This window comes from Streptomyces sp. NPDC008238, assembly GCF_042956445.1.
Taxonomy (GTDB): Bacteria; Actinomycetota; Actinomycetes; order Streptomycetales; family Streptomycetaceae; genus Actinacidiphila.
In genome coordinates, this window is the sequence record NZ_JBIBGK010000001.1 from 934,977 (window position 1) to 951,205 (window position 16,229).

Annotated in this window: 14 protein-coding genes; 4 read left to right on the top strand and 10 right to left on the bottom strand. The window is 73.0% G+C overall.

Features of this window, described 5'->3' with window-relative positions; translation table 11 throughout:
- Positions 1 to 66 precede the first annotated feature (66 nt).
- From ACFZAU_RS04200 to ACFZAU_RS04225, 6 genes are all read right to left on the bottom strand, one after another.
- A complete protein-coding gene (locus tag ACFZAU_RS04200; RefSeq protein WP_500550988.1) occupies positions 67 to 1,005 on the bottom strand; it encodes a helix-turn-helix transcriptional regulator in 939 nt (312 codons plus the stop codon).
- A 225-nt stretch (positions 1,006 to 1,230) separates the two neighbouring features.
- A complete protein-coding gene (locus ACFZAU_RS04205; protein WP_500550989.1) occupies positions 1,231 to 2,664 on the bottom strand; it encodes a dihydrolipoyl dehydrogenase family protein in 1,434 nt (477 codons plus the stop codon).
- A gap of 168 nt (positions 2,665 to 2,832) precedes the next feature.
- Positions 2,833 to 3,303: a VOC family protein gene (locus ACFZAU_RS04210; RefSeq protein WP_500550990.1), complete on the bottom strand. Its 471-nt coding sequence runs from the start codon at positions 3,301 to 3,303 to the stop codon at positions 2,833 to 2,835.
- A 642-nt stretch (positions 3,304 to 3,945) separates the two neighbouring features.
- Positions 3,946 to 5,019 (bottom strand): iron-siderophore ABC transporter substrate-binding protein, encoded by a 1,074-nt coding sequence (locus ACFZAU_RS04215; RefSeq protein WP_499601088.1) that lies wholly within the window; start codon positions 5,017 to 5,019, stop codon positions 3,946 to 3,948.
- 58 nt (positions 5,020 to 5,077) lie between these two features.
- The gene (locus ACFZAU_RS04220) at positions 5,078 to 6,862 is read right to left on the bottom strand and encodes an ABC transporter ATP-binding protein (protein WP_500550991.1); all 1,785 of its coding nucleotides are present in this window, start codon (positions 6,860 to 6,862) and stop codon (positions 5,078 to 5,080) included.
- On the bottom strand, positions 6,859 to 8,541 hold the full coding sequence (locus ACFZAU_RS04225) for an ABC transporter ATP-binding protein (RefSeq protein ID WP_500550992.1): 1,683 nt from the start codon (positions 8,539 to 8,541) through the stop codon (positions 6,859 to 6,861). The genes ACFZAU_RS04220 and ACFZAU_RS04225 overlap by 4 nt, the downstream gene beginning before the upstream one ends.
- 218 nt (positions 8,542 to 8,759) lie before the next feature.
- On the opposite strand from ACFZAU_RS04225, the gene ACFZAU_RS04230 reads away from it, so the two are divergent.
- Positions 8,760 to 9,203 (top strand): MerR family transcriptional regulator, encoded by a 444-nt coding sequence (locus ACFZAU_RS04230; protein WP_500550993.1) that lies wholly within the window; start codon positions 8,760 to 8,762, stop codon positions 9,201 to 9,203.
- 13 nt (positions 9,204 to 9,216) lie between these two features.
- Complete coding sequence (locus ACFZAU_RS04235; RefSeq protein WP_500550994.1) at positions 9,217 to 10,263, top strand: SDR family oxidoreductase; 1,047 nt, start codon at positions 9,217 to 9,219, stop codon at positions 10,261 to 10,263.
- A gap of 16 nt (positions 10,264 to 10,279) precedes the next feature.
- Here ACFZAU_RS04235 and ACFZAU_RS04240 read toward each other — a convergent pair whose 3' ends face one another.
- Entirely contained in the window at positions 10,280 to 10,864 is a 585-nt protein-coding gene (locus ACFZAU_RS04240; RefSeq protein ID WP_500463787.1) for a hypothetical protein, read from the bottom strand.
- A gap of 110 nt (positions 10,865 to 10,974) precedes the next feature.
- Entirely contained in the window at positions 10,975 to 11,397 is a 423-nt protein-coding gene (locus tag ACFZAU_RS04245) for a LacI family DNA-binding transcriptional regulator (protein WP_500550995.1), read from the bottom strand.
- Between the two features lie 104 nt (positions 11,398 to 11,501).
- On the opposite strand from ACFZAU_RS04245, the gene ACFZAU_RS04250 reads away from it, so the two are divergent.
- Both ACFZAU_RS04250 and ACFZAU_RS04255 read left to right on the top strand, forming a co-directional pair.
- A complete protein-coding gene (locus tag ACFZAU_RS04250; RefSeq protein ID WP_500550996.1) occupies positions 11,502 to 11,723 on the top strand; it encodes a hypothetical protein in 222 nt (73 codons plus the stop codon).
- Positions 11,724 to 11,909: 186 nt separating this feature from the next.
- Positions 11,910 to 12,752, top strand: a complete 843-nt coding sequence (locus ACFZAU_RS04255) for an aminoglycoside phosphotransferase/kinase family protein (protein ID WP_500550997.1) — start codon at positions 11,910 to 11,912, stop codon at positions 12,750 to 12,752.
- Positions 12,753 to 12,773: 21 nt separating this feature from the next.
- On the opposite strand, the gene ACFZAU_RS04260 is transcribed toward ACFZAU_RS04255, so the two are convergent.
- The gene (locus ACFZAU_RS04260; protein ID WP_500550998.1) at positions 12,774 to 13,175 is read right to left on the bottom strand and encodes a YciI family protein; all 402 of its coding nucleotides are present in this window, start codon (positions 13,173 to 13,175) and stop codon (positions 12,774 to 12,776) included.
- Positions 13,176 to 13,225: 50 nt separating this feature from the next.
- Positions 13,226 to 16,228 carry a glycoside hydrolase family 2 TIM barrel-domain containing protein gene (locus ACFZAU_RS04265; protein WP_500550999.1) on the bottom strand — a complete coding sequence of 1,001 codons (3,003 nt, stop codon included), beginning with the start codon at positions 16,226 to 16,228 and terminating at the stop codon, positions 13,226 to 13,228.
- Position 16,229: the final 1 nt, after the last annotated feature.

Genomic DNA, 16,229 nt, shown 5'->3' on the forward strand with positions numbered 1-16,229 from the left:
GCGGGCCGGCCCCTGCGGCGTCCTGCGGACGCGACCACGGGTGTGAGCCACCGGGCACGTCCTGCGTCAGTCCTTCCCGTGGATCTGGAGCTGACGGTCGGACAGCCGTCCGGACCTGCTCGCCGAACCCGCGTGGACCGAGAAGGCCGGATCGCGGATCCGACCGGCGAGGATCTGCAGGGATGCGGAGGACGGCGATCCGGGTTCGGGTGCGTTCACGGACAACCACTGGCCCGGGTCGCCGGGGAAGGTGAGGGTCTCGAAGGTCAATGTGATCTCACCGAGTAGGGGGTGCCGGTAGTGCCTGATGCCGTGGGAGAAACCTTCCACGTCATGCGAGGCCCACCATCCACGGAAGTCCTCGTTCCCGGCGGACAACTGATCGATCAGCTCGATCCGTTGTGGATCGTTCGGATGCCGGCCCGCATGCAGGTGCAAACCAGCGACGACCATCTGGGCCGCCTCGTCCCAGTCGGCGAACAATTCGCGCGCCGCAGGATCGAGGAACATGAATTGCGCGAAATTCCGCTCGCACGCCGGCATGGCCTCGAAATCAACGAATACCGCTCGGGCCATCGAATTAAGGGCAAGGACGTCCAGCCTTTCGTCGAAGATAATGGCGGGGACATCGCTGAGGAGCGTGAGCAAGGCGTGCGCGCCCGGACGTACTCGCCCCGGAACGGCGGGCCGACTCGTCCTGGCCACCGACCGCGGCCTGGCGAGGTTGAACAGGTGCGCTCGCTCGACGTCGTCCAAGCGCAGCGCCCGGCCCACCGCGTCGAGCACCGACTCCGAGGCGTTGGCCACCCGTCCGCGTTCCAGACGGATGTAGTAGTCCGCGCTCAATCCGGCCAGGAGCGCGACTTCCTCACGACGTAGTCCCGGAACCCGGCGACCGCCCCGCGGTGTGACTCCGGCCTGCTCGGGGGTCACCCGAGCGCGTCGCGAGCGCAGAAAATCGCTCAGCTCTTTGTTGTCGACTGAACCAGATGTCGTCACACCCATATGGCGAGGGTAGTCCTGGAGGTGCCGTCCCAGCAAGGCTCGTATAGGAATTACGTGACGGCTTTAGCGAATTCCGAAAGGTGACGGGCGGGCCGCCGAACGGAGCGCAAAGCAAGCGAAAATGGAGTCATTTCCTCATCGACGGACCGGCGGGCGGGGGTGGCTCACTACCCGATGGAATGTGCCCGCGGTGGCCAGGACCCCCGCAGGCCGGCCGGACGATGATCAGCCCCGGTAGGTTTCCAGGAGCCGCAGCCAGACCTCGCCGAGGGTGGGGAAAGCGGGCACCGCGTGCCAGAGCCGGTCGATCGGCACCTCGCCCGCGACGGCGATGGTGGCCGAGTGCACCAGCTCCCCGACGCCGGGCCCGGCGAAGGTGACGCCCACCACGGTCTGGCGGTCGGTGTCGATGAGCATGCGGGCCCGGCCCCGGTAGTCCTCGCCGTACTGGTGGGCGCCGGCGACGCGGGCGAGGTCGTAGTCGACGACCTCTGTGCGACGCCCGCTCTGTTCGGCCTCGCGGCTCGTCAGACCTACGGAGGCGATCTCGGGGGTGGTGAAGACGACTTGGGGAACGGCCGCGTGGTCGGCGGTGGCGACGTGCGCGCCCCAGGGGAGGTCGTCGACAGGCTCGCCCTTCGCACGGGCGCCGATGACGGTGCCCGCGATCCGGGCCTGGTACTTGCCCTGATGCGTCATCAGGGCGCGTCGGTTGACGTCGCCGACGGCATAAAGCCAGTCGCCCTCGACGCCGGTGACTCGGAAGGTGTCGTCGACGGTCAGCCAGTCGCCTGGTGTGAGACCGACGGTCTCCAGTCCGACATCGTGGGTCTGCGGGGCGCGGCCGGTCGCCAGCAGTATCTCGTCCGCGGTGAGTTGCCTGCCGTCGGACAGCGTGATCCGGACCTCGCCGTCCTTGCGTACGAGGGAGGTGACGGAGGTGTTGAAGCGGATGTCGACGCCGGCTTCGCGCAGTCCGTCGGTGACCAGTTCGCCGGCGAACGGTTCCATCCGCTCGAGGAGCCCGTCGTCGAGGACGAGCATGGTGACCTCTGAGCCGAGTGCCTGCCAGGCGGTGGCCATCTCGACGGCGACCACACCGCCGCCGACGACGACGAGGCGGCCGGGTACCTTGTCGGCGCTGGTGGCCTCACGACTGGTCCAGGGGCGGACGGCATCGAGTGCGGAGATCGGGGGAAGGGCGGCGCGGGTGCCGGTGGAGACGACGACGGCGTGCCGGGCGGTGAGGGCGACGGTGTCGTGCGCAGGGGTCTGCACGGCCACCTGCTTGGGGCCGGTGAGGCGGCCGTGGCCGCGTACGAGGTCGACGGAGACGGAGTTCAGCCAGTCGACCTGGTCCTCGTCCTTCCAGTACGAGGACATCTTGTCGCGGTGTGCGAGGACGGCCGCGGCGTCAAGCGGGCCGGCCACCGCCGGGTTCAGTCCGGGTATGCGGCGAGCGTCGGCACGTGCCACCACCGGCCGCAGCAGCGCCTTGCTGGGGTCACAAGCCCAGAATGAGCACTCGCCGCCGAGGAGTTCGCGCTCGATGATCACGGTGCTGAGCCCTGCGGCGCGGGCGCGTTCGGCCACGTTCTCGCCGACCGGGCCCGCGCCGATGACGATCACGTCGTAGGTGCGGGTCGTCTCGTTCGTCACTGCTGTGTTCCTCACTGTTGTGTTCGGGGGCAAGGGGTGGGACGGCCCGGCGGTGCTGCCCTCCCGGTGCCTGTGCCGGCGTCGGCCAGGATCGGGAGAACTGCCGGACCGGCTGCCGAGCGGGCCGGCACGGCCCGTCGCAGCCCGGGACGTCGGTTCACGGGATCGTCAGCGGCCGGGCAGGCGCTGCGAGACCTCCTGGAGCACCCAGCCGTTGCCGTCCGGGTCGCCGAAGGTGGCGAAGGAGCCGTAAGAAGCGCGCTCGGGGTGCAGGCCGGCCAGCCGTTCCTGGCCGGGGCCGTGGTGGGTGACGTCCCCGCCCTCGTGGCCGTGGAAGAGGCCGCCCGCGTCGTGGAAGATTTCGCTGACCGCGATGCCTCGGCCGACGAGTTCCGCTCGGGCCTCCTCGATGTCAGAGACGGTGAGGTACAGGCCCTGGAACGAGCCGGACGCGATGGGTGTCATTCCCTCACCGAAGATGATCGAGCACTCGGAGCCGGGCGGCGTGAAGTGGACGACCCGGACGTCCTCGCCGGCCGCGTAGTCGACGTCCAGGCGGAATCCGGCCTTCTCGTAGAAGGCCTTGGCCCGATCCGTGTCGGAGACGGGCAGCACGATCACTTCGAGCTTCAGATGCATGGGGATGTCCTTGGTCCTTGACGGCGGCGTGCCATTCCAGAGAACCAGCCCACAAACCGTCCGGGAGCGGTCCAGCAGGCCTGCCTCGGCCGTGGCCCACTGATCCAGGTACTGGCAGGGCCCCCCAGCCTCATCACCGATCCGGGGGTGCCGACGTCGGGTGAACGCGGTCCGCGCGCGCCCGGCGCGGAACGGCGACGAGGCTGTCGACGCGGCCCCGGGACGGCTCCTTCCGAGGGGTGCTGCGGAGCGCGCTCCACGCAGCGATCAGGGGCGCGGGCACCCTGTGGTGTGGTCGAAGCGGAGCCGGGCGCCGCCCGGGTTGCCCACACGGAGATGACCGTGCGTGGTTCTGGCGCGCCCGCGCCGTGATTCGGCTCAGTGGAGCCGGGTGGTGACGGCGAAGCCGGCTCGGTCGAGCAGGTGACGTGAGGCAGGGCGGCAGCGGCACCGGTAGCGGCGCAGCGCCTCGCCGAGGCGGGCCTCAAAGACCTGCGGACATGTGTGGGGGCCACCCGCGACGTCCTCGGCGTCCTTCGGGGAAGGAAAAACCGCCGGGCGGTGTGTGCACGGGCACACACCGCCCGGCGGTGGGTTCACGGACCCGAGGTCCGGCGCGCGGGGCGCCGCGCCGGTGGTCACTCAGGACGCGGGCTGCTCCACCTTCGTGGCCGGGTCGCCGTCCACCGCGGCGGCCAGCTGCGGGACGAGGCGGTCCAGGACGTAGGGGATGCTGAGCACGGTCGACAGGGACACCGCGTTGCCGTAGTCGTCGGTCTCCTTGACGAAGACCTCGCGGCCCTCCTTCACGACCTTCAGGTCGGCGTACAGCTTGTCCTTGTGCAGCTTGGCGACGGCCGCCGTGGTGTCGGGCAGGATCCACACGGCGACACCCTGGTCGAGCAGGTCGGTGCGCTCCTTGCTGATGTTGGCGCCGAACTGGTCGCCGATCACCTTGTCCAGGTCGGCGGGGAGCTTCAGCCCGAGGTCGGCCAGCAGGCGCGAACGCGCGTCCTGGCTGCCGTAGACGAAGGTGCCCTCGTACGGGGTGGCCATCACCGCGGTGGAGCCGGCGAAGGCCGGGTTGGCCTTCTTGGCCTCGGCGAACTTCGCCTCGACGCCCTCGACCAGCTTGGTGGCCTCCTCGGGCTTGCCCAGCGCCTTGCCGATCGTCTCGGTCTGCTTCTGCCACGGGATGCCGTAGTCGCTGAACTCCTTGGGCTGGGCCACGACCGGCGCGAACTTCGACAGCGTGTCGTACTGCGCCTTGGTCAGGCCCGAGTACAGGGCGAGGATCAGATCGGGCTTGAGGGCGGCGATCTTCTCGACCTGCGGCCCGGTGCCGGTGTCCTTCAGGACGGTCGGGACCGCGGCGGAACCCAGCTTGTCCTGCGCCCAGGGGCCGACGGCGCCCTTGTAGCCGCCGATCCACTCGGTCGTGCCGACCGGGACGGTGCCGAGCGCGAGGACGGCGTCCTGGTCGGTGAGGCCAACGGTGACCACGCGCTTGGGCTCGGAGGTGACGGTCGTGCTGCCGTACTTGTGGGCGATCGTGACGGGGAAGGCGCTGCTCGCCGACGCCTTGGTGGAGCCGGCGCCCGGCTTCGACGCGTCGGAGGAGGAGTCGGAGGAGCCGCAGGCGGCTACCGCGCCGACGAGCACGAGTACGGAGGCGAGCAGTCCGGCGAACCGGGTGGCTCTGTTGGCGCGGGGCATCGGGTGTTCCTTCTGTTCGTTCCGGTTGTGGAAGGGGTTGGTCCGGACGGTGGCCGGGCTACGGCCGGGGGGTGCTGCGGTGCTCCGCCCACGCCCGCCACAGGGCGGCGTACGGCCCCCCTGCGGCGCGCAGTTCGTCATGGGTGCCGCTCTCGGCGACGCGGCCGTCCTCCATCACCACCACACGGTCGGCGGCGGCGGCCTGGCTGAGCCGGTGCGCGACGACCAGGGCCGTACGGCCCTCCAGCGCGCGCTCCGCGGCCTCCTCCAGCAGCCCGGCGCCGGAGCTGCCGGCCTCCGCCGTCGCCTCGTCGAGGACGGCGACCGGCGGGTCGGCCAGCACCAGCCGGGCGAGGGCGAGCTGCTGCGAGCGGTCCGGGGTCAGCCGGTGGCCGCCCTCGCCGACGACGGTGTCCAGGCCCTCGGGCAGTGCCTGCGCCCAGCCGAGCGCGCCGACCCGCTCCAGGGCCTCGTGCAGCTCCTCGTCGGTGGCGTCGGGACGGGCCAGCCGCAGGTCGTCCGCGAGCGGGCCGGAGAAGACGTGCACCTCCTGCGTGACCAGCGCGACCGTGCGGCCGGTCGCCGCGGGTCCTGCGCCGCCGACGTCGACCCGGCCCGAGGACGGCTGGTGGATCCCGACGACGATCTTGGCCAGCGTGGTCTTGCCGGCGCCGCTGGCACCGACGAGCGCGACCTTCTCCTTGGGCCGCAGCACCAGGTCCACGTCGCTGAGCACCGGCCGCCCCGGCACGTAGGCGTGGCCCACGCCCTCCACGGTCACGGCCGGGCCACCGGGGACGTCCCGCGGTAGCGCCTCCTCCGGAGCGGCGGGCGCCGGCTCGTCGACGACGCCGACCAGCCGGGCCAGGGCGGCGGTGGCGGACTGGGCGTCGTCCAGCAGCACCAGCGCGGTGTTCACCGGGCCGAACAGGCTGTGGAAGTACAGGGCCGCCGCCGTCGCCGTGCCGATCGACGCGGATCCGCCGCGCACCAGCAGGAACCCGGTGACCAGCACGGCCGCCAGCCCGGTGTACTCGGCCACGTGCAGCCGGCTGTAGAAGCGCAGCACCAGCTGCACCCCGCGCAGCGTCAGGTCCACGGCGGCGCGGGAGCGTTCGGTGACCCACCCGGTGTGCGCGTCCTCGGCCCGGTAGGCCCGTACGGTCGCCGCGCCGCCGATCGTGTCGAGCAGCTGCTGCTGCTGGGCGCCGGTGGCGATGCGCTCCTTCGCGTACAGCGGGGTGGCGTTGCGGACGTACCAGCGGGCGGTGTGCGCCTGCACCGGCACCGCGAGCAGCGCCGCCAGCAGGAACCGCCAGTCCAGCACCGCGAGGGCGGCCAGCGTCAGGACGATGGACAGCGCCGACCGCACCAGCTCCGGCAGCGCGGTCCGCACGGCCTCGGCCACGCGGGACACGTCGCGCGTCACCCGGGAGTTGAGGTCCCCGGAGCCGGCCCGCTCCAGCCGCTCCAGCGGCAGCGACAGCGCCCGTTCGACGAAGCGCTCGCGCAGCCCGGCCAGCACGGTCTCACCCAGCCGTGACACCAGCGACATGCCGAAGGCGGTGGTCACGCCCTGCGCCACGGCGACCAGCACCAGCAGCACCACGGGCAGCGTGAGGGCACCGGCCGGCCGCCGGTCGGTCACCAGGTCGACGACGTACCCCAGCAGCGGCTGCGTCAGCAGCCCGACCGTGGTCGCCGCGACCATCACCACGGCTCCGCCCACGGCCAGGGCCCGGTGCGGTCGCAGCAGTTCGCGTACCGCGGCCCGGGTCCGGGTGGGCGTCGCGGTGGGCAGCAGCTCGCGTGCCGCGGGTGCCGTCGCCGTCGCCGTCGTCATGCAAGTACCGCCGTCCGGTAGGTCGGGTCGCCGTGCACGAGGTCGCCGTGCAGGCCGTCGGCGGCCACCCGGCCGCCGTCGAGGAGGACGACGCGGTCGGCCACGGACAGCAGCGCCGGGCTGTTGGTGACCAGGAGCGTGGTGCGGCCGCGGCGGTGCTCGCGCAGTCCGCCGGCGATGCGGGCCTCGGTGACCGCGTCGACCGCCGTGGTGGGGTCGTGGACGACGAGGACGGAGCGGTCGGCGACCAGGGCGCGGGCGAGCGCGACGCGCTGGCGCTGGCCGCCGGAGAGCGAGCGGCCGCCCTCGGTGACCTCGGTCGCGGTGCCCTGCGGCAGGGCCCGGGCCACCTCGTCGGCGCCGGCGGCGGCCAGCGCCGGGCCGGTGTCCCCGGTGCCGCCCAGGTTGTCGGCGAGGGTGCCCTCGAAGAGGTCGGCGTCGTGCGCCGCGACGAGGACGGCGGTGCGCAGCAGCGCGGGGTCGAGCTCCGGCAGGGGCACGCCGTCGAGTTCGACGACGCCGGCCTCGGGGTCCGCGGTGCGGCCGAGGCAGGCGAGCAGCGCCTGCGCGGCGGCCGGGTCGGTGGTGGCCACGCCGAGCAGCTCGCCCGGCCGTACGTCGAGTTCGGTCTCGCGCAGGGCGCCGAGGGTGACGCCGCGCAGCCGCAGGCCGCCGAGGACCGGTTCCGGCAGGGCGCGCCCGCCGGGCAGGACGTCGGGCTCCGCGGCGAGCACGGCCGCGATGCGTCCCGCGGAGGCCCGGCCCTGGGCGAACTCGGCGTTGACCCACGCGAAGACCTCCAGCGGGCCGAGGAGGAAGAGTGCCAGGCCGACCGCCGACACGAGCTGACCCAGGGTGATGTCGCCCGCCGTGGCGAGCCGTCCGCCGATCAGCGCGACCAGCGCGATGAAGACACCGGTGAGGGTGAGCACCACCCCGCTCTGCCACGCCTCGGCGCGCGCCGCCCGCACCGTCGCGCCGAGTGAGGCGCGGCTGGTGCGGCGGTAGCGTTCGACGGCGGCGGCCTGCGCCCCGATGCCCTTGAGCACCCGCAGTCCGGCCACCAGGTCGGCGGCGATCCCGGAGGCGTACGCGGCGCGTTCCTGCTCGGCCTCGCTGCGCCGCTCCAGGGGCTTGCTCAGCAGGTGCCCGAGCCAGAGCAGCACCGGCGTGCCGAGGAGGACGACCAGGCCGAGCGGCACGGAGATGCGCAGCAGCGCCACGGCGCTGACCAGGAGTCCGGTCAGGGCCGAGACCCCGGTCATGACGGCCATGTTGACGGCGCCGACGCGCTTGGCGTCCTCGGTGGCGATGTTCGCCAGCTCGCCGGGCAGGTGGCCGCGTTCGGCGCCGCCGCGGGGGTCCAGGATCCGGCGTACGAGGCCGATCCGCAGGTCGTGCGCGGCCTGTTCGGCGGCGCGCTCGCCGGCGCGGGCGCCGAAGCGGAAGCTGAAGGAGAGTCCCACGTAGACCACGGCGAGCACCGCGAGCCAGCCGAACAACGCCCGTCCGTCGCCGTCGGAGACGGCCCGGTCGATGACGATGCCGATGAGGACGGGGACGAGCGCCTCCCCGAACTGGTGGCCGGCGCCGAGCACGGCGCCCACGGCGACGTCCCTCCGCCGGCTCCTGACCGTGCGTAGCAGCACATCCCGCCCCGACGGCGCCTTCGTTCCCACCCCGCGAACCCTTCCGGTACCCAGCCGACGGCGATCAGCACCCCATGTCTGGAGTTTAGGTAAGGCTACACTAAGTTGCCCTCGGGGGTAGGCCCCCCGCCCACACCCCGGGACCGCGACCCGCGACGCGCCGGAGCCGGGGCGAAGTGACCCCGGGCACGTCCGCACCCCACGCTTGACCTCAAGCGCTTGAGGTTCCGGAGACTGAGGACGTGGCAATGACGGAAGCCCCGCCGGTGTCGATCCAGGAGGTGTCGCGACGCAGCGGCCTCTCGGAGCCGACACTGCGCTACTACGAGAAGATCGGCCTCATCGGGCCCGTGCCCCGCGACGAGAGCAGCGGCCACCGCCGCTACGGCGCTCGCGCGGTGGAGCGGATCGAGGCCCTGAGCTGCCTGAAGGCGACCGGGATGAGCGTGCACGACATGCGCTCCTACCTGCGGCACCTCGACGCCGAGGCGGACGCCGACAGGGCCGTGCGGCTGCGCGAGTTGTTCCGGCGCAACGCCGAACGGGCGGCGGACGAACTCGGCAGGATGCGGGTCCGCCTGCGGTACCTGCAGCTCAAGACCGAGCTGTGGGACGCGCGGGAGCGGGGCGACGACGAGGCGGAGCAGCGTGCCGTGGACGAACTCACGCGCACGGTGCCCGAACTGAGATAGGGAAGAGAGCACCATGCACGACCTGACCCCCGGCTCCGCACCCGTCCTCGTGACGGGAGGCAGCGGCTACCTCGGCTCGCACGTCGTCGACGCGCTGCTGAAGGCCGGTCACCGCGTACGCACCACCGTCCGCTCGGCCGACCGCGCGGACGGCGTCCGCGCGACGGCCGCCCGGGCGAACGCCGACCCCGGCGGACGACTTGAGGTCGTCCGGGCCGACCTGGCCTCGGACGACGGCTGGGACGAGGCGGTGAAGGGCAGCGCGTACGTCCTGCACGTCGCCTCGCCGTTCCCGGCCCGGCAGCCCCGCGACGAGGACGAGGTCGTCGTCCCGGCCCGGGACGGCGCGCTGCGCGTCCTGCGGGCGGCGCGGGACCACGGCGTCCGCCGCGTGGTCCTGACCTCGTCCTTCGCCGCCGTCGGCTACAGCCGCGGCAGCGACGGCGGCGCCTACGACGAGAGCGACTGGACCGACCCGGCGGACGACCTCGCCCCCTACGTCAAGTCCAAGGCCGTCGCCGAGCGCGCCGCCTGGGACTTCGTCGCGGCCGAGGGGGAGGGGCTCGAACTGTCCGTGATCAATCCGCCGGGGATCTTCGGCCCCGTGCTGGGCCGGCAGCTCTCCACCTCGGTGGCGCTGGTCAAGGCGATGCTGGAGGGAGCCCTGCCGGTGGTCCTGCCGCAGTGGTTCGATCTGGCCGACGTGCGCGACGTGGCGCGGGTCCATCTGCGGGCCATGACGGAACCGGCCGCCGCGGGCGAGCGGTTCCTGGTCGGCAGCGGCACGCCGACGAGTTCCCTCGGGATGGCCCGCGTCCTGGCGGAAGGGCTGGGCGAGCGCGCCGCGAAGGTGCCGGCCCGGGAGCTGAGCGCCGAGGAGGTGCGGGCGGGCGCGCGGACCGATCCCGCACTGCGGGAGGCGGCGAGCCGCCTGGGCGAGATGCCGGTGCTACGCACGGACAAGGCGCGCGCGGTGCTGGGCTGGGCGCCGCGTCCGGTGCGCACGACCGTCCTCGAGACCGCCGAGAGCCTGTTCCGGCTCGGGCTGGTCGAGGTCTGACGCTCCGCGCGGGCCGTTACGTCGGCCAGTCGTACGCGAGGGTGAAGTTGACCACCACGGCGAAGGTCAGGTACAGCAGCCAGGCGGCGGTCAGCAGGCGGAACAGCCCCATCACGCGTTCGGCGAGCGGCACCCCGAGGGACATCGCGAACTTGCTGAGGTAGACGGCGAAGAGGCCGACGAAGACCAGGCCCACGGGCCAGTCGTGGACGGCGAAGAACACCGTCGCGCCGAGGGCCGACAGGACCATGTAGGCCACGCCGACACCGGCGTTGACGCGTGCGTCGTTGCCGCGGTACCGGTCCCAGCCGAGCGCGAACCAGTGGATGCCGTACGCCGTGAAGGCCAGGGCCGCCATGTAGAGCGGCGGTTCCTTGAAGACCTCGAACCAGGTGAGGCCCACGAAGAGGATGACGCCGGCCAGGAGCTGGCACAGCCCCGGCAGCCAGATGCCCCAGACGCCCATCGCCCGGTCGACCCGCTCGTCCCTCTTGGGCCAGCCGAACAGTTCCTGGGAGCCCCAGATCAGGTAGCCGGTCGCCAGACCGAAGAAGCCGAGTGCGAGCGGTGGGTATACCGAAGGTTCAAACATCACGTCCATTAGTCGAGTATTCACCCAAATGGGTTATATTGCACAATTCACCCATGGGGTCTGACCTGCGGATCCCGGAAGGAGGCGGTCGCGTACCGGACCCGCCGCGTCACCGGGAGTCACCCTCCGTCGCGGGGCGCCGCAGTGCTGTCCCGGACGACCAGCTGTGTCGCGAGCTCCACCCTCGGCAGGTCGACCTCCTCGCCGTCGACCAGCCGCAGCAGGGTCCGCGCCGCCATCGCGGCCATGGCCTGCAGCGGCTGGCGGACGGTGGTGAGGGCCGGGGCCGTCCACCGGGTGACCGGCACGTCGTCGAAACCGACGACGCTGATGTCACCCGGGACGTGCAGTCCGCGCTCGCGCAGCGCGGTGTAGGCGCCGAACGCCTGGAGGTCGCTGGCGGCGAAGAGCGCGGTCGGCGAGGGGCGGCCTGACCGTTCCGCCTCCTCCAGCGGGGCCGTTGTCTGCGCGTAGCCCGAGGTGTCGTTGAACTCCCCGTGCCGCTCCGCCTCGTGCGGCACCTCCAGGCCGGCCGCCTCCATGGCGGCGCGGAACCCGTCGGCGCGGGCGCGGCGACGGCCCCGGCCCAGTTGGTGGCACCGATCGTGGGGACACCGGCCTCGACGGTCCCGACCGGGCCGCGCCCTTGCGGTGGCCTGGCTGCTGGACCGCCGACTGCGGGCCCGCACCACCTGGCGGGCGCGGCGCGCAGGCGAACTACTTCCTCACCTGGAACGCCTCGGCCGGCCGCTGGGAGCAGCCCGTCGCGCTGCGCTCCGGCGACACCCTCACCTACACCTTCGACTACCTCCCCGCCGGCCGGACCGCGCAGACCACGAGCGCGGCGTTCACCTACACCGCTCCCTGACCACCGCCCCGGCGGAAGGCCGCTCTCCGTCGCCTTCCGCCGGGGCGGCTCAGGGCCGGTCAAAAGACGTTGCCGAGGCTCACCGGGGTGGAGAAGGATCTCCTTCCGGGACGTGTGAGAGGCCGAGGCCCGCCCTTCCGCGGACCGCTCGTACAGGTGGTGTGCCCGGCAACGAGGGAGGACGCCATGGAGCCGTCGCAACTCCGCCGCGCGGTCGAGGCGGCACGGTCGACCGCTGCGGAGCTGGGCCTGGAGGTCGACGACGTGGTCGTCGTCCACGACTCGGACCGTGTCGCGCTGCACCTCGTCCCGTGCGGTGTACTGGCCAGGGTCGCCCCCGCGGGGCAGCTGGCCGATTCCGAGTTCGAAGTGGCGGTCGCCCGTCTCCTCGCCGACGTCGACGCCCCCGTGGCCGAGCTCGACCCCAGGGCCGACCCCCGCGTCCATCTGCGGGACGCCTTCGCCGTCTCGCTCTGGACGTACTACGAACCCGTGGGCTCGCGGATCGCGCCGGCCGACTACGCGGACGCGCTCCTGCGGCACCATGCCGCCCTGCGCCGGATCGACCTGGACGCACCGCACGTCACCGACCGGGTCGCCGTGGCAATGGGAGAGGTCGGCGACCGGGAGCGGTCCCCGGAGCTGTCCGACGCCGACCGGGAACTCCTCCGCGGCACACTGGCCGGTCTGAGCGCGGCGGTCGGCACCGGCAGGGCCGGCGAGCAGCTGCTGCACGGCGAACCGCATCCGGGCAATCTCCTCAACACGAGGAGGGGCCCGCTCTTCGTGGACCTCGCCACGTGCTGCCGCGGTCCCGTCGAGTTCGACCTCGCCCACGCGCCGGAAGAAGTGGCGGCGCACTACGCGGGGGCCGACCACGAGGTGATCCACCGGTGCCGCGCCCTGAACTGGGCGATGTTCTCGGCCTGGCGCTGGCGCCGGGACGACCGGATGCCCGACCGGGACCACTGGAGGGCGGAGGGGCTCCGCAGGGTTCGTGCCGCACTCGACCGCTGCGGACCGGGCTGAACCCGGCACGCGGGGTCCCCCTCACACCTGCCGCGCCGGGGTACCGTCCGGTCGGCCCCCCTCCATGCCGAACGCGTCGTGGACGGGCCGCACCTCGACCGCCACGACGTGGAAGTCGACGACGCGCCCGGCGATCTCCAGCGCGCGCTCCGGGCTCGCGCAGTCGATGACGTAGTAGGCGGTCACCTGCTCGGTCGCCGTGGAGAGCGGCCCGGGCGTCGTCGCCGGGCGCGCTCCGTCCCCGTGCCCCCGGATCGTCGTGGTGTCCCTGGGGAGGGCGAGTCCGGCGCCGTTCAGCATCTCGCCGGTGCCCGCGAGGTCCTCGTGGAGCCGCTCGTGCCTGCGGAACACCTCGGCGCGCTCCTCGGCGGTCATCGCCTCGGTCGCCGCGGGGTCGGCGTACATCAGCACCATGTACTTCATGCCACCACCCTGGCAGAGGGCCGCTCACCGCGGCCCCCTGCCGGGGCACGTCACCCCGCCGTGATCCGGAGCCCGATCGTCCGGGCCTGCGGGCGCAGCGCGAACTCGGGCCACACGTCCGGCCCGCAGGCCCGGGAGCCGAGGCCGTGCTGGGCCGCGTCGACGAAGAGGTGACTGGTCGCCGACCGGGGGAGTTCGAACGGGTGCGCCGCACGGGCGATCTGCTGCGGCGTGTGACGGCTGAGCGTGAAGCCGGGGAGCCGGCCCCGCACGTCCGGGACGGCCACGAGGCGCAGCACTCCGGCGCCGCCGCTGGTCAGCGCCAGCTCCCGCCACTGGGAGCGGTGCCCCGTCTCCTGCGGGCGCGCGTAGTCGACGGAGAGTTCGCCGACGCCCGCGGAGAACCGGCCGGTGCGCGCCGCGCGGAGGCTGTCCGGGTAGGACTCGTGCGGTCCGAGGCCGAACCACTCGGCGCCGTCGACCGGGGCGCCGCCGTCGGGCAGGTCGAAACGGAGCCCGATCCGCGGCCACACCGTTCCCCAGCCGCGCGAAGGCTCGATCTCCACCCGCAGTTCGAGTTCGTCCCCCCGCAGGGACCAGACGGTCTCCACGGTCACCGACGACGCGGAGTCCGCCGCGGAGACCCTGGCGACGGTCCGCAGGGCGTTTGCCGCGGTCTCCACCGACACCAGCCGCGAGGTCAGCCGGTCCAGGCCGTCGCCCCGCCACAGCTCGGCGTTGGAGACCCCGGGGACGTGGGCGTCGCTCTCCTCGGCCACCCCCGAGGTGCCCTCGTCGTTGTCGGTCGGGGCACGGAACAGCTCCAGCCGCGGGCCCGTCACGGCGCGGCCGGCGAGCCGCACCAGGGCTCCGCCGGCGAACTCGGCGATGCCGATGGTCAGCGTCCCGTCGCTCCGCCGCCAGTCGGCGGGGAGCCGGACGGCGGGCACGGCGCGCCGAGCCGAACGGTCCAGCTGGGCGGTCGCCACCACGTGGCCCTCGTCCGCCCACGCCGTGCGGGCCGCCAGGACCGCGTCCAGGGTGAGCCAGGTCTCCGCGTCCGGCGACACCGCGATCGGCGGCAGCGGTACGCGCACCGAGCCGCCGGCCGCGATGACCGGCACCTCCAGGTCCCCGGAGGCCACGGGCCTGCCGTCGTGCTCGACGCGCCAGCGGAAGCGCAGGTCGGAGGTGTCCGCCGAGTGCCGCAGACTGGTGACCTCGACCGTCCCGTCGTCACCGTCGCTGTCGTGGAAGGTGAAGCGGATCGGCTGCACGACGGCCTTGAACTCGTGGAGGCCGGGGGTCGGCACGCCGTCGCTGAGCACCATCCCGTCCATCACGAAGTTGCCGTCGTGCACGACCTCCCCGAAGTCGCCGCCGTAGGCGTAGTAGGGCGTGCCGTCCGGGGCCGTCGCCAGGATGCCGTGGTCGCGCCACTCCCACACGAAGCCGCCGTGCAGACGCGGGTGCCGGTGCACCAGGTCCTCGTACTGGTCGAGGGCGCCGGGTCCGTTGCCCATCGCGTGGGCGTACTCGCACAGCAGGAAGGGCTTGGTGCGCTGCCGTGCCCCTTGCGCGGGGGTGCACCCCTGCAGGGGGGCGCGCGAGCCGTCGGTCCCGATCTGCTCGGTCTCCGCCACCGAGGCGTACATGCGGGAGTAGACGTCCGTGTACTCGCCGGTGTGGTCGCCCTCGTAGTGCACCGGACGTCCCGCGTCGCGGGCGTGGACCCAGGCCGACATCGCGGCGAGGTTGGCGCCGGTGCCCGCCTCGTTGCCGAGCGACCACAGCACGACGCTGGGGTGGTTCTTGTCCCGCTCGACGGTGCGCTCGACGCGGTCCAGGTACGCCTCGCGCCACGCCGGGTCGTCGCTGGGGTTGCCGGCCCAACTGCCGTCCTTGTCGAAGCCGTGCGTCTCCAGGTCGCACTCGAGCACGACCCAGAACCCGAGTTCGTCGGCGAGGTCGAGCAGCCGCGGGTGCGGCGGGTAGTGGCTGGTGCGGATCGCGTTGACGTTGAACCGCTTCATCAGGGCCAGGTCCTCGCGCGCGTGCGCCTCGTCGAAGACACGGCCGCGCTCGGGGTGGGTCTCGTGGCGGTTCATCCCGTGGAAGACGACGCGGCGGCCGTTGACCAGGAACCGGTCGCCGCGGATCTCGACGGTACGGAAGCCCGTCCGCACGGTGACGGTCTCCGCGGCCGAGGCCACCGTGACCTCGTACAGCCGCGGGACCTCGGCCGACCAGGGCTGCACGCCGTCCACCTCGAACGGGGCCACCTCGGCGGGGGAGTTCCAGACCCGTTCCACGCCGAGTTCGGGGATGCGGAGGGTGACCGGGAACGCCGCCGCGTCCGCGGTGACCTCCGGGTCGATCCGTCCGCGCCCCGCATCGAAGCCGGTGCGCAGCCAGACGTCCTCGATGCCGCCGGCCGGCCGCGCGATCAGGGTGACGTCGCGGAAGATGCCCGGCAGCCACCACTGGTCCTGGTCCTCGAGGTAGCTCCCCGCCGACCACTGGTGCACCCGTACGGCGACCACGTTGTCGCCGGCGCGCACGGACGAGGTCACGTCGAACTCGTGGGCGAGCCTGCTGCCGGAGGCGCCGCCGACCTCCTCGCCGTTCACCCAGACCCTGAAGAGCGACTCGACCCCGTCGAACCGCAGCACGACCCGCTCGGCCCGCGTCCATTCGGCGGGCAGCTCGAAGTGGCGGCGGTAGTCGCCGGTCGGGTTCTCGTCCGGCACGTGGGGCGGGTCGAGGGGGAAGGGGTACCGGATGTTGGTGTAGATCGGCCGGCCGTGGGCCCCGTCCCCCTGGAGCACCCAGTGGGAGGGCACCGGGATGTCGTCCCACCCGCCGTCGTCGAATCCTTCGGCCGCGAAGTCCTCTGGTGCCGTCGCGGTGGGCGACAGCCGGAACCGCCACTGCCCGTCGAGCGAGCGGGAGGGGGCGTCGGAGTGCAGCCACGAGCGCGCCGGGCGCAGCGCGCCACGCCCTGGGGTGGTGTCCGAAACATACGCGGAGAGCTGGGAGAGCTGGGAGGGCAAG